Here is a 13,215-nt window from a genome sequence, read left to right as displayed (position 1 = left end):
ATGCGCCGAAGCATCGTCAACGATCCCGATCAGCTGGTGCCGCAGGCCCTCGAGGGCCTCGTGCTCAGCCACCCGCAGCTGCTGGAGCTGGAGGCCGAGCACCGCTACGTGCGCCGCCGCGAGCCCGCTCAGGACAAGGTCGGACTGGTCTCCGGCGGGGGCTCCGGGCACGAGCCGCTGCACGCGGGGATGGTCGGGCGCGGCATGCTGGACGTGGCCGTTGCGGGCGCCGTGTTCACGAGCCCCACCGCGCTGCAGGTCCTGGAGGCCACGCGCGCCGCCGATTCGGGCCGCGGCGTCGTCCAGATCGTCAAGAACTACACCGGCGACGTCCTGAACTTCCGGATCGCGGACGAGATCACCGGCGACGATGACATCGAGACCGAGATCGTGCTGGTCGACGACGACCTGGCCACCGACTCCCCGGACGGCGGACCGGGCCGCCGGGGGACCGCCGCCACCCTGATCGTGGAGAAGCTGTGCGGGGCCGCAGCCGAGCAGGGAGCCGAGCTGAGCGAGGTCGCCGAGATCGGCCGCCGCGCCGCAGCCTCGGCGCGGACCATGAGCCTGGCGCTGTCCGCGGGCACCCCGCCGGCGGACGGGCGCCCCCAGTTCGAGCTCGAGGACCACGAGGTCGAGCTCGGCGTCGGCATCCACGGCGAGCGCGCGGCCCGCCGTGGCGAGTTCACCGACGCCGACGGGCTGACGGACCAGCTGCTCGACCCGCTGCTCGAGCAGCTGGGCCTGGAGCAGGGGCAGGAGCTGCTCGTGGTGGTCAACGGCCTCGGCTCGGCCACGCAGCTCGAGCTGAGCCTCGTGGCGCGAGCGGCGCACCATCGCCTCCGCGGCGAAGGACTGTCCGTCGGGCGCTGGCTCGTGGGCTCGTACGTCACGAGCCTGGACATGCACGGCGTGTCGATCACGCTGATGCCGCTGGATCCGCAGACCCGTCAGCTGTGGGACGCCCCCGTGCGCACCCCCGCCCTGACCTGGTGAGGAGCAGAAGATGACCGAGCAGGAGAGTTCCGGGACGGCTCAGGGCCTGGGCGAGGACTTCGGGCGCCGGTTCGTGCAGGGCGTGCAGCGGCTGCTGGGCGAGAACGCCGAAGCCCTGGGCGAGCTGGACCGTCGAGCAGGCGACGGAGACTTCGGCACCAGCGTGCGCGCCGCGCTGTTGCAGCTGGACAGGGAGACCGAGCAGGAGCAGCCGAGCACCTACCGGCAGTGGCTGAGCGCGCTGTATCGCGGCTGGCTCGCCGTGGGCGGCACCAGCGGTCCGCTGTTCGGCGTGTTCTTCCGAGAGCTGGCCAAGGCCGGTGAGGCGGACGGCACTCCGCAGGTGGAGGAGCTCGTCGAGGCCCTGGCTGCGGGGCAGGCGATCGTGCAGCGCTACGGCGAGGCCGAGGTCGGGGACAAGACGATGGTTGATGCCCTGGCTCCCGCAGTGGAGGCCATGCGCCGGAGCCTGCACGACGGCGAGCCTTCGCAGCACGTCCTCGAAGCCGGCGAGGCCGCTGCGGTCGAGGGCGCTCGCAGCAGTGCTGAGAGCCTCGCCCGACGCGGTCGAGCCAGCTATGTGGGAGAGGCTTCGCAGGGGGTGATCGACCCGGGCGCCGCGGCCATGGCACTGGTGCTGGGCGCGGCTCGTGCCGCCGCTGACGCCGGTCGGGGCGAGCAGCACCCGCGGGAGGTCGACACGGCCTGGCTCGTCTGAGGGACGGGCCTTTCCGGCGCAGACGCAGGGGGAGGGCCCTCTCCTGCGACACCGGGACGACGACCTAGTCTGAGCCCAGAACCCCGCCGCATCCGGAAGCCGCCCGCGCTGCGGGGGCACGAGATACAGGAGAGACCCATGACGCAGGAATCCACCCCCTTCGGATCGCCCATGGGCCTGAGCCAGGAGCCCGTGACCAGCCTCGAGGTCTTCGAGGCCCAGCAGGTCCCCACGCTGGTGCTGAAGGTCCACGGCCAGCCGATGGACCGGATGCCGGAGGTCTTCGACACCGCCTTCCGCGCGATCTTCCCGGCCATGGCGCAGCACGGGCTGACCCCCAGCGGACCGGCGTTCGCCCTGTACCACCGCGCCCCGGACGAGACCGCGGACTTCGAGGTCGGCATGCCCCTGACCGAGCCGAGCGAGTCCGTGATCGAGGCCGCGGACGGAGTGCGGCTGGAGCCGTCGTGGCTGCCGGGAGGACGAGCGGCGCGGATCTCCCACCTGGGCGGGTTCGACCAGCTGTCGACCGCCTGGGCCGGGTTCATAGGTCAGGTCGCCGCCGCCGGTGAGACCCCCGAGCTGCCGTTCTGGGAGGTCTACGTCACCGAGCCGAGCCCGGAGATGGATCCGGTGGACCTGCGCACCGACCTGTTCACGCGGCTGGGCTGAGACCGAGGCCTCCGGCACAGACGAGGGCCCCGTTCACCGATCGGTGAACGGGGCCCTCGTGCCGGCTCAGCGCCCGCGCTGCAGGGGATCCTGAGCGTTCAGGAGATGCGCTCGGTCTCGTCCTGCCACTGGGCGGCCATGGGGCGCAGCTTGTCCTCGTTGGCACGGGCATGGTGAGCGCAGAAGAGCAGCTCGCCGCCGGTGGACTCGAGGACCACACGGACGTAGGCCTGGGCGCCGCAGGCGTCGCAGCGGTGGGTGGCGTTCAGTTCTGGGGTCTCAAGCGTGGTGTTCACGATTCCTCCTCGTGCTCGGAGTCCGTCGGATCGTGAGATGTCCGCGACGGATTCGTCTGGTCCAGCATCGACGCTGGGCCGATACCGCGCATCCGATGCGCTCGGTCCTCCGAGGCGGGGGTGCGGCGGTTCGGACTATAGAACCACGCCGAGCCCCCGGAAGCTTCCCAGCGGCACGCGATTTCGCCCACCGCGCATCCGGTGAGCGCCGCGTCACGGTGGGGACCCGTCGTCGATCGCAACGGCAGCGGCCCGCGCGGTGTCGCCGAGCCGGTCTAGAGTGGGGTCGCCCGTGCGCCGCCGGGCGGCCGCCCCACCCGCGGCCGCGGCCGGCAGCCGCAGGCACGATCGATGCCGTCGAACCGCAGGAGCTCTCCCGTCGTGACCCCCTCGACCTCCGAGTACAACGCCCGCCACCTCTCGGTGCTGGAGGGCCTGGAGGCTGTGCGAAAGCGCCCGGGCATGTACATCGGCTCGACCGACGGCCGCGGGCTCATGCACTGCCTCTGGGAGATCATCGACAACTCGGTGGACGAGGCCCTGGCCGGCTACGGCCAGCAGATCACGGTGGTGCTGCACAAGGACGGCTGCGTCGAGGTCCACGACGACGGCCGAGGCGTGCCCATCGACAAGGAGCCGCGCACCGGGCTGTCCGGCGTGGAGGTCGTGTTCACCAAGCTGCATGCCGGCGGCAAGTTCGGCGGCGGCTCCTACACGGCCTCCGGCGGTCTGCACGGCGTGGGCGCCTCGGTGGTCAACGCCCTGTCCTCGCGCCTGGACGTCCAGGTGGATCGCGGCGGGAAGACCTACCAGATGTCCTTCCGCCACGGGGAGCCCGGGCGCTTCGAGGACAAGGGCGCCCCGAGCCCCCAGGCGCCCTTCGAGCCGTTCGTCTCGGGATCCGAGCTCGACGTCGTCGGCAAGGCCAAGCGCGGCGTGACCGGGACCCGCGTGCGCTACTGGGCGGACAAGCAGATCTTCACCCCGGACGCCCAGTTCTCCTATGAGGAGCTGGTCCGCCGCGCCCGCACCACCGCCTTCCTGATCCCGGGGCTGCGCCTCACCGTGCGCGACGAGCGCCGCCTTCCGGGCACGGCCGGTGAGATGGGCTCCCACGAGGAGGTCTTCCAGCACGACGGCGGCATCTCCGAGTTCGCCGAGTTCCTGGCCTCGGACGAGTCCGTGACCGATGTCTGGCGCTTCCAGGGCGAGGGGACCTTCACCGAGACGGTGCCCGTGCTCGATGACTCCGGTCAGTCCCGGCTCAAGGACGTCGAGCGCACGTGCGAGGTCGACGTCGCCCTGCGGTGGGGGATCGGCTACGACACCGAGCTGCGCAGCTTCGTGAACATCATCGCCACGCCCAAGGGCGGCACGCACGTCAGCGGGTTCGAGCAGGCGCTGGTGAAGGTCTTCCGCAAGCAGATCGCCGCGAATGCGCGCAAGCTCAAGGCCGGCAACGACAAGATCGAGAAGGACGACATCATGGCCGGGCTCACGGCCGTGCTGACGGTGCGCCTGGCCGAGCCGCAGTTCGAGGGCCAGACCAAGGAGGTGCTGGGCACCCCGGCGGTGCGCCAGATCGTCTCCAAGGTCGTGGAGAAGGAGCTCACGGCGGCGCTGACGTCGGGCAAGCGGGAGCAGAAGAACCAGGCCGGGCAGGTCCTGGAGAAGGTCGTCGGTGAGATGAAGTCCCGCATCTCGGCTCGCCTGCACAAGGAGACGCAGCGGCGCAAGAACGCCCTGGAGACCTCGTCCATGCCCGCCAAGCTCGTCGAGTGCCGCTCGACCGATGTGCAGCGCTCCGAGGTCTTCATCGTGGAGGGCGACTCCGCGCTGGGCACCGCCCGCATGGCTCGCGACTCCGCCTACCAGGCGCTGTTCCCCATCCGCGGCAAGATCCTCAACGTCCAGAAGGCGTCGCTGCCGGACATGCTGGCCAACGCCGAGTGCGCGGCCCTGATCCAGGTCATCGGCGCAGGCTCGGGGCGCACGTTCGATCTCGACGCCGCCCGCTACGGCAAGGTCATCATGATGACCGACGCCGATGTGGACGGCGCCCACATCCGCACGCTGCTGCTGACGCTGTTCTACCGCTACATGCGCCCTCTCGTGGAGGCCGGCAAGGTCTACGCGGCCGTTCCCCCGCTGCACCGTGTGGAGATCATCAACCGCGGCTCGAAGGCCAACGAGATGGTCTACACCTACTCGGAGGCCGAGCTGCACCGCCTGCTGTCCCGCCTCGAGTCGGAGGGCCGCTCCTACAAGGAGCCGATCCAGCGCTACAAGGGCCTGGGGGAGATGGATGCCGATCAGCTGGCGGAGACCACCATGGACATCCGCCACCGGCTGCTGCGCCGGGTGACCATGAGCCAGGCCGAGGAGGCCGAGCGCGCCTTCGCGCTGCTGATGGGCTCGGAGGTGGCCCCGCGCCGGGACTTCATCATCGAGGGCGCCGCGCGACTGGATGCCGAGCAGATCGACGCCTGAGCACGACCGGCGGCCTGGCCGGGCCGCAGCCCGACCGGGCGAGCGCGGCTGCGCCCTCGGCTCGCCGCATGGCGGGGTCGGTCTGCAAGACCTCGCTGCCCAGATCGTGCAACGCCGTGCCTGCCGATGCTCCCGCGACCTACGCTGAAGCCACACCGACCCGGCCCAGCGCAGGAGCAGCCATGGACACGACCGGCCCCGAGACCACCCAGGACCCCCGCCCGATCACCGTCACCGTCACGGGTGCCGCCGGGCAGATCGGCTACGCCGCGCTGTTCCGCGCCTGTGCCGGGGACCTGTTCGGGCCGCAGCAGCCGGTGCGGCTGCGCCTGCTCGAGCTGCCGCAGGCGGCCCGGGCCGCCGAGGGCGTGGCCATGGAGCTCAGCGACTGCGCCTTCGATCTCCTGGCCTCCGTCGACGTGTTCGACGATCCCGTGCAGGCCTTCGACGGCAGCGAGCTCGGACTGCTGATCGGCGCCAGGCCGCGCAGCAAGGGCATGGAGCGCGCGGATCTGCTGGAGGCCAACGCCGGCATCTTCTCGGAGCAGGGGCGCGCGATCGCCGCGGGGGCGCAGGACAGCTTCCGCGCCGTCGTCGTGGGCAATCCTGCCAACACGAATGCGCTGATCGCCGCCTCCCATGCTCCTGAGGTGTCGGCCCAGCGCTTCACGGCCCTGACGCGGCTGGATCACCTGCGTGCCCAGGCCCAGCTGGCTCAGGCCTGCGACCGGGCGGCCGCCGACATCGACGGCGTCGCGATCTGGGGCAACCACTCCGCGACCCAGTTCGTGGACCTCTCGCGCGCCGTCGTCTCCGGCAGCCCTGCCGTCCAGGCTCTGGCGGATCGGGGTCTGGACCGGCAGTGGGTCGCCGAGACGTACATCCCGGCGGTGGCCAAGCGCGGCGCCGAGATCATCGAGGTGCGCGGCGGCTCGTCGGTGGGCTCGGCCGCCCATGCCCTGATCTCCCACGTCCGCCTGTGGAGCCAGGGCACCCCGGAGGGCTCGTGGACCTCCATGGCCGTGGCCTCGGAAGGCTCCTACGGCGTCCCGGAGGGGATCGTCAGCTCCTTCCCCGTGACCTGCGCCGACGGGCAGTGGTCCATCGTGCCCGACTGGCAGATCGACGACTTCGCCCGCGAGCGCATCGACCGCTCGGTGGCCGAGCTGGTCGCAGAGCGCGATGCGGTGGCGGCAGCGGGACTGCTGGGTCCCCGCAGCTGAGCCGCGCCTGGACCCGCGCGCCGGGACGGCTGCGGCGCATGAGGAGTGCCGGAGCTGCCACGGCGATGGCGCGCCTGGGACGACCGAGGATGCCCTGACCTGGGACGGCGCGGGTGTGAGCGACGAGACAGCCTCAGAGCCCGGCTCGCGGACCGCTCGAACCATCGGCGAGCCTAGGCTGTGGAGCATCTGAGGCGAGGCCCGTCTCCGCCCGGCGCTCCGCCGGCAGGGCCCCGCGAGGAGTCGCATGGACATCGTCGAGATCGCTCGGTGGCAGTTCGGGATCACCACGGTCTACCACTTCATGATGGTCCCGCTGACGCTGGGACTCGGCGCCGTCGTGGTGTGGTTCAACCTGCAGTGGGTGCGCAGGCGCCGCCCGGAGGACCTGCGGCTGACCAAGTTCTGGGGCAAGCTCTTCCTGATCAACTTCATCATGGGCGTGGCCACGGGCCTGGTCCAGGAGTTCCAGTTCGGGATGGCCTGGTCGGAGTACTCGCGCTTCGTGGGCGATGTCTTCGGCGCCCCGCTGGCCATGGAGGGACTGCTCGCGTTCTTCGTGGAGTCCACGTTCCTGGGCCTGTGGATCTTCGGCTGGGACAAGCTGCGCCCGGCGGTCCACGCGGCCTGCCTCGCCATGGCGGTGATCGCCTCGTGGCTCTCGGCGTTCTTCATCATCGTGGCCAACTCGTGGATGCAGCATCCGGTCGGCTACGAGATCATCGACGGCCGCCCCATCCTGAATGACATCGGCGCCGTGCTGACGAACTCGACAGCGGTGGTGGCGATCATCCACACCCTGTTCGGGGCGATCGCCGTGGCCGGGTCCTTCCTGCTGGGCATCGCCTGGTACAAGCTGTGGCGCCGCCGGGCGGACGGCCTCGACACCGTGGATGCCGACGGCGTCGTCGTCGTGGGGGAGCTGCCCACCGGGGGACGCGACCGCACCGACTACCGGGTGTGGTGGCGCTCGCTGCGCGTGGGGATCCTCATCGGGATCGTCGGCTTCCTGGGCACGGCGTTCTCCGGACATGCGCAGGCGCAGCTGATGATCCACCAGCAGCCCCTGAAGATGGCCTCCGCGGAAGCGGCCTGCCACGACGGCACCGCGTTCTCGGTGCTCACGATCGGCTCGCCGGGCGACGCGTCCTGCGACAACGCGCACACCCTCCTGGAAGTGCCCGGCCTGCTGTCCTTCCTGGCCTACAACAACTTCACGACCGACGTGGCGGGGCTGAACACGCTGCAGCCCGAGTACGAGCAGGAGTACGGCACGAACCTGGCCGACGACGAGCTCTACGGCGACCGAGCCGGTGAGCAGATCGAGTACCAGCCCCTCATGGAGGTCACCTACTGGGGCTTCCGCCTGATGATCACCTTCGGCGGTCTGGCGGCCGTGGCCTGCGCCGGTGCCTGGTGGCTCACGCGCAAGGGCACGGTGCCCCTGTCGAAGGGGCTGATGGGCCTGGGCGTCGTGGGCATCCTGGCCCCGTTCGGGGCCAATGTGGCGGGCTGGGTCTTCACGGAGATGGGCCGGCAGCCCTTCGTCGTAGCACCCAATCCGGACCTGCCGCTGGATCAGCGGATCTTCATGTTCACCGAAGCCGCGGTCTCGCCGAACGTCACGGCCGGGGAGCTGCTGTTCTCGCTGGGCAGCCTCCTGCTGCTGTACGGGGTGCTCATGGTCGTGGAGGTCGCGCTGATCGCCAAGTACGTGCGCACCGGCGTGGTCGCGGCCATGCCCGAGCTGGTCGAGCACGAGGACCACGACGACGACGGCTCCCGGGACGACGTCCTGGCCTTCGCCTACTGAGGAGACGAGAGATGTTCGAGCAGTTCGCGGGACAGCCGGGCCTGGCCACGGCGTGGTTCCTCGTCATCGGCTTCTTCTGGATCGGCTACGTGGTCCTGGACGGCTTCGATCTGGGCGTCGGCATGCTCATGGGGCGGATCTTTGCCCGTGACGACCGGGAGCAGCGCGTGCTGCTCAACACGATCGGGCCGGTGTGGGACGGCAACGAGGTCTGGCTGGTCACCGCCGCAGCGGCCACCTTCGCCGCCTTCCCGCACTGGTACGCGGCCCTGTTCTCCGGGCTCTACCTCCCTCTGACCCTGGCCCTGATCGCGCTGATCCTGCGCGCGGTGTCCATCGAGTACCGCGGCAAGGGCTCCTCGGAGGCGTGGTCGCGGCGCTGGAACGCCATCACCGCGTGGTCCTCCCTGGCGATCGCGTTCCTGATCGGCGCGCTGCTGAGCATCACCGCCACCGGGCTTCCGCTGAACGACAACGGCGACCGCGTAGGCGGGCTGCTGTCGTGGCTGAGCTGGCAGGCGGTGCTCGGCGGGCTCGGCATGGTCGGCTTCTGCCTCATGCACGGCCTGGCCTTCGTGGCCCTGAAGACGGACGGGCCCGTGCGCGAGCGCGCCGGCGCGCTGCTGGTGCGCGCCCTGCCCGCGGGCGTCCTGCCGCTGGCCGCCCTGGTCGTCGTGGTGCAGCTGGCCACCGGCTCGACGCTGTCCTGGCTGTGCACCTGCCTGGCGGTGATGTCGGTCGCGGCGGCCTGGCTGGCGGGGACGCGCCGGCGCGAGGGCTGGAGCTTCGCCGGGATGGCCGGGTTCGCGGCTCTCGGCCTGCTGGCCGTGTTCACCGCCATGTACCCGGCCGTGCTGCCCACCACACTGGCCGGCGCGCCCGATCTGACGATCACCTCGGCCTCTTCCTCGCCGTACACGCTCACGGTCATGACGTGGGTGGCCGGCTTCGGGGTCCCGTTCCTGCTGGCGTATCAGAGCTGGACGTACTGGGTCTTCCGACGACGCCTGCGCGCCGAGCAGCTGCCCTCCGGCGGCGATCATGCGGATCTGACCACCATGCCCACGCGCGCCGGTGCCTGAGCGCAGCGCGTCGCAGCACACCGCTGCCGGGGCGAGCTCTTCCGAGCAGCCCGGTGCGCAGCATCCGAGCGACGGCGGGCTGGGCCCTGAGCGGCCGGGAGCCGCGCGCCGCGCTTCGGGCCGCCCGCCGCTGGGCCCGCAGGCCCGTCGCATCCTGCCGCTGCTGGGTGCGCTGAGCCTGGTCCGGACGCTGGGCATGATCGCCTTCGCCACCGGTCTCGGCGCCCTGATCGCGGCCCTGGCCGTCGATGGCTTCGCCGCCCAGGCCGCGCAGGGCACGACCAGCTCGCAGGGACTGGCCGAATTCATCGGCACCGGCCTGGTCCGCATCGACGGACTGCTTCCGGGAGCCTGGCTCGGCGACGGCCCGTGGTGGAGCTGGCCCGGGCTCTGGCTCGCCGCGCTCGGCGCGACGCTGCGGGCACTGGCGCAGTGGGGCACCGCGGTGGCAGCCCGTCGTGGCGCTGCCGGCACCATCTCGCAGATCCGCTCGCGCCTGATCCTGCGCCTGCTCGAGAGCGGATCGTCGACCACCGGCTCCGAGGCCCCGTCGGCCGGGCCCGAGGACCACGCGGGGCTGCCGCAGTGCTGGTCTCGCGCGGGCTTGGGGCGCTCGACGACTACTACGTCCGCGCCGTGACCGCCATGGTCGCCACCGGGGTCGCTCCGGCAGTGCTGTGGCTGTGGATCCTGCTGCACGACGGGGTCAGCGCCCTGATCGTGGCGCTGACGCTGCCGCTCGTGCCCGTGTTCATGATCCTCATCGGGCGCACCACGCAGGATCAGACGCGGCGCGCGCAGGACGCCCAGCTGCGCCTGTCGCGCCACATCGTGGAGCTGGCCCGCGGGCTGCCCGTGCTCGTGGGCCTGCGCCGCGACCGCGCCCAGGCCCGCGCGCTCGCGGATCTGGACGACGAGCACCGTCGCAGCACCATGCAGACCCTGCGCTCGGCCTTCCTGTCCTCGCTGGCCCTCGAGCTGATCACCACGCTGTCGGTGGCTCTGGTGGCCGTGTTCATCGGCGTGCGGCTGGTCGAGGGCGGCATGGGCCTGGACACCGCCGTGATGGTCCTGCTGCTGGCCCCGGAGTGCTATCAGCCCCTGCGCGATGTCGGCACCGCCTACCACCAGTCGCAGGAGGGCGTCGAGGCCCTGCGCCGCTCCGAACGGCTGCTGTCGAGCCCGTCCGGAGAGCCGGCGACCGAGCGGGCCTCCGCGGCCGAACGGCCGGAATCGGCAGGCACCGCAGCGGTCGCGACCGAGGGGCAGCCCGCTCAGCTGCTGGTGGAGGGGCTGCGAGTCCGCCACGATGGCCGCGCCGAGACGATCGGGCCGCTGGATCTCAGCGCCTCGGCAGGGCGGATCACCACGCTGAGCGGCCCGTCCGGGGCCGGCAAGACCACCGTCGTCTCGGCGATCGCCGGGCTGATCCCTCGGGCTCCTCGTCGTGGCACCGATCGGCGCGACCGGTCCGGTTCGGGCGCCGAGCCGGGGCACCAGGACCCCGCTGCCGCCGGCGTGATCGACGGGCGCATCGTGCTGCCCGGCCCGGTGCGCCTGGTGCCTCAGGCGCCGGCCTTCGTGGCGGGGACGGCGCTCGATGAGATCGCCCTGTGCCTGGCGCCCGAGCACGCGGCGGCCTTCCTGGAGGCGCAGCCCACGATCCCGAGTCGCGGTGCGCAGCCGGAGCCGGGCTCCTCCGAGCATGCCCTGACGGAGGGGCCGAGCGGACCGTCGGTGCTCGCAGGCCGCACGCGCGCGGCGTCGCTGCTGGCCGGCGTCGGGCTGTCCGGTCTGGAAAAGCTTGCCCCGGAGGCTCTGAGTGCGGGCCAGGCCCGGCGTCTGGCCGTCGCCCGCTGCATGGCCTCCGTCGAGGCGCTGGAGCGCACCAGCCCCGGGGAGACCGTCACCGTGCTGGTCGACGAGCCGACCGCCCACCTCGACCAGGACACCGCCGGCATGATCACCGCCGGGCTGCGGGGGATGGCACGGGCCGGTGCGATCGTCGTGGTCGTGACGCACGACGAGGGCCTGATCGGCGACGCCGATCACCGCCTCGAGCTCACGGCACGGGGGGCCCGGGTCCTCCCGGACTCCGATCGGCGGCCGTCGTGCTCCGGACCCCATGAGAACGCGGACCCCGTCGAGACCGACGCAGTGCAGCGCGGATCCGCTGCGGAGGCCGACGCGCCGGGCGAGCAGCCGGACGACCGCGGGCAGCGGCTGCCAGGACCCTTCGCCACGGTGCGCACGGTCCTGCGCCTGAGCGGGATCTCCTGGTCCCGGGCCGTGCTCAGCGCAGCCCTCGCCGTGGCCGTGATCGGCTTCGGCGCCGCGCTGACCGCGCTGTCGGGCTGGCTGATCGTGCGGGCGGCACAGCAGCCCGGGATGATGTACCTGCTGGTCGCGGTCACCGGGGTGCGCTTCTTCGGTCTGGGGCGTGCCGTGCTGCGCTACCTCGAGCGGCTCATGAGCCACGACGTCGCCCTCCGGGCAGCCGGGCGCCTGCGCCTGGGGGCATGGGAGGCCACCGGCCGCACAGCGCTGGGGCTGCGCGCCATGCTCACGGGGGAGGTCTTCCTGGACCGGCTGATCACCCGCATCGAGGACCTGCGCGATACGCTGTCCCGGATCCTGCTTCCCCTCGCCGCGCTGGGCCCGGTGCTCGCGGGATCCGTCGTCGTCTGCCTGCTCACGGTCCCTCAGGCCGTGGCACCCGTCGCCGGCGCGGCGGTGCTCAGCGCCGCGGCGGGGCCGACGCTGCTGCGCGGGCTCGACGCGCGCGCGGAGGCCCGTCAGCACGAGGCCGCGGCGGCCGCGCTGCGCCTGAGCTCACGGGCGCTGCAGGCCGCACCGGATCTGCGGGTCGCGCAGCTGGGCGCCGCCGTGGGTGCCGCCGTGCGAGCCCAGGACGACCGGGGGCGGCGCGCCGCCCAGCGCGCGGCTTGGGTCAGCGGCCTGGGCGAGGGGCTCGCCGTGCTGATCTGGTTCGCGGCCGCGATCGCCGTCGTGCCCCTGGCCTGGGGGCCCGTGGCCTCGGGGGAGGTCTCGGCCGCCGTGGCCGCGATCCCCGTGCTGCTGTGCACCGCCATGGTGGAGCCGGTCGCCCAGGGCTTCGAGGCGGCGCGCCAGTGGCCGCACTTCGCAGCACTGGTGCGGGCGGTCGGACGGACCCAGCCTGCTGCGCACCCTGCAGAGCCCGAGGCGCAGGACGAAACAGGCGCGCAGGAGGGCGCCGTCGACGGGTTCGAGCGCCTGGAGGTGGAGGGGCTCAGCGCCCGGTGGCCCGGGATGCACCGCGATGCCTTCTCGCGGCTCAGCGGGCAGATCCGTCCGGGACGCTGGTGGGGCATCACGGGGCCGTCGGGCTCCGGCAAGTCCACCGCGCTGGCCGTGCTGCTGGGCTTCCTCCCGCCGAGTTCCGGGACGATCCGCCTCGACGGGCAGCCGATGCCGTCGCAGCGTCTGCGCGGTGTCTCCGCGTGGTGCCCGCAGGACGCATACATCTTCGACTCCACCCTGCGCGGCAACCTCTCCCTGGCCCGGGAGCGTGCGGAAGCCCCCACCGACGCGCAGATGCTCGAGGCGCTGGAGAGGGTGGGCCTGGGCGGATTCGCGGCCGGTCTGCCCGAGGGCCTCGAGACGAAGGTGGGAGCAGGCGGTCGGCGGCTCTCCGGAGGACAGCGCCAGCGACTGGCCGTGGCCCGCGCCATGCTCACGCGCTCGCCGGTGCTGCTGCTGGACGAGCCCACGGCGCACCTGGACGCGCCCACAGCACGTCAGGTCATGGCCGCCCTGCACGATGGCGCGCATGCGGCCGACGCCCAGGGCGTGGTGATCATCTCGCACCGGCCCGAGGACGTGCGCCGCTGCGATGCCCTGACCCGGCTGAGCTGAGCAGGGCTCCGCTCGTCCTGGGAGGGGC

Annotated in this window: 10 protein-coding genes; 9 read left to right on the top strand and 1 reads right to left on the bottom strand. The window is 72.2% G+C overall.

Annotated elements, in window-relative coordinates:
• The 3 genes from OVA15_RS05110 (at position 1) to OVA15_RS05100 (ending at position 2,386) form a co-directional block, all read left to right on the top strand.
• Entirely contained in the window at positions 1–996 is a 996-nt protein-coding gene (locus OVA15_RS05110) for a dihydroxyacetone kinase subunit DhaK (protein ID WP_024290316.1), read from the top strand.
• A gap of 10 nt (positions 997–1,006) precedes the next feature.
• Positions 1,007–1,714 (top strand): DAK2 domain-containing protein, encoded by a 708-nt coding sequence (locus OVA15_RS05105; RefSeq protein WP_268143534.1) that lies wholly within the window; start codon positions 1,007–1,009, stop codon positions 1,712–1,714.
• A gap of 138 nt (positions 1,715–1,852) precedes the next feature.
• Entirely contained in the window at positions 1,853–2,386 is a 534-nt protein-coding gene (locus OVA15_RS05100) for a GyrI-like domain-containing protein (RefSeq protein WP_268143510.1), read from the top strand.
• 98 nt (positions 2,387–2,484) lie between these two features.
• On the opposite strand, the gene OVA15_RS05095 is transcribed toward OVA15_RS05100, so the two are convergent.
• Entirely contained in the window at positions 2,485–2,682 is a 198-nt protein-coding gene (locus OVA15_RS05095; protein WP_006214873.1) for a DUF7455 domain-containing protein, read from the bottom strand.
• 381 nt (positions 2,683–3,063) lie between these two features.
• Between OVA15_RS05095 and OVA15_RS05090 the strand changes: the two genes are divergently transcribed.
• The 6 genes from OVA15_RS05090 to cydC all read left to right on the top strand — a co-directional run bounded on the left by OVA15_RS05090 (position 3,064) and on the right by cydC (position 13,187).
• On the top strand, positions 3,064–5,172 hold the full coding sequence (locus OVA15_RS05090; RefSeq protein WP_058872207.1) for a DNA gyrase/topoisomerase IV subunit B: 2,109 nt from the start codon (positions 3,064–3,066) through the stop codon (positions 5,170–5,172).
• Between the two features lie 182 nt (positions 5,173–5,354).
• Positions 5,355–6,395 carry a malate dehydrogenase gene (locus OVA15_RS05085; RefSeq protein ID WP_268143507.1) on the top strand — a complete coding sequence of 347 codons (1,041 nt, stop codon included), beginning with the start codon at positions 5,355–5,357 and terminating at the stop codon, positions 6,393–6,395.
• A gap of 247 nt (positions 6,396–6,642) precedes the next feature.
• Complete coding sequence (locus OVA15_RS05080) at positions 6,643–8,208, top strand: cytochrome ubiquinol oxidase subunit I (RefSeq protein ID WP_268143505.1); 1,566 nt, start codon at positions 6,643–6,645, stop codon at positions 8,206–8,208.
• Positions 8,209–8,219: 11 nt separating this feature from the next.
• Positions 8,220–9,290, top strand: a complete 1,071-nt coding sequence (cydB, locus tag OVA15_RS05075; protein ID WP_206390639.1) for a cytochrome d ubiquinol oxidase subunit II — start codon at positions 8,220–8,222, stop codon at positions 9,288–9,290.
• Positions 9,283–9,930 carry a hypothetical protein gene (locus tag OVA15_RS05070; RefSeq protein WP_268143501.1) on the top strand — a complete coding sequence of 216 codons (648 nt, stop codon included), beginning with the start codon at positions 9,283–9,285 and terminating at the stop codon, positions 9,928–9,930. The genes cydB and OVA15_RS05070 overlap by 8 nt, the downstream gene beginning before the upstream one ends.
• Positions 9,876–13,187, top strand: coding sequence for a thiol reductant ABC exporter subunit CydC (gene cydC, locus OVA15_RS05065; protein ID WP_268143499.1), 3,312 nt, complete (start codon positions 9,876–9,878; stop codon positions 13,185–13,187). Before OVA15_RS05070 ends, cydC begins: the two co-directional genes overlap by 55 nt.
• The last annotated feature ends 28 nt before the right edge of the window (positions 13,188–13,215 follow it).

Origin of the sequence: Kocuria sp. SL71 (assembly GCF_026672465.1) — a bacterium.
GTDB lineage: Bacteria > Actinomycetota > Actinomycetes > Actinomycetales > Micrococcaceae > Kocuria > Kocuria palustris.
The sequence above is the reverse complement of the archived record's forward strand: the minus strand, read 5'-3'. Positions and strand labels throughout refer to the sequence as shown.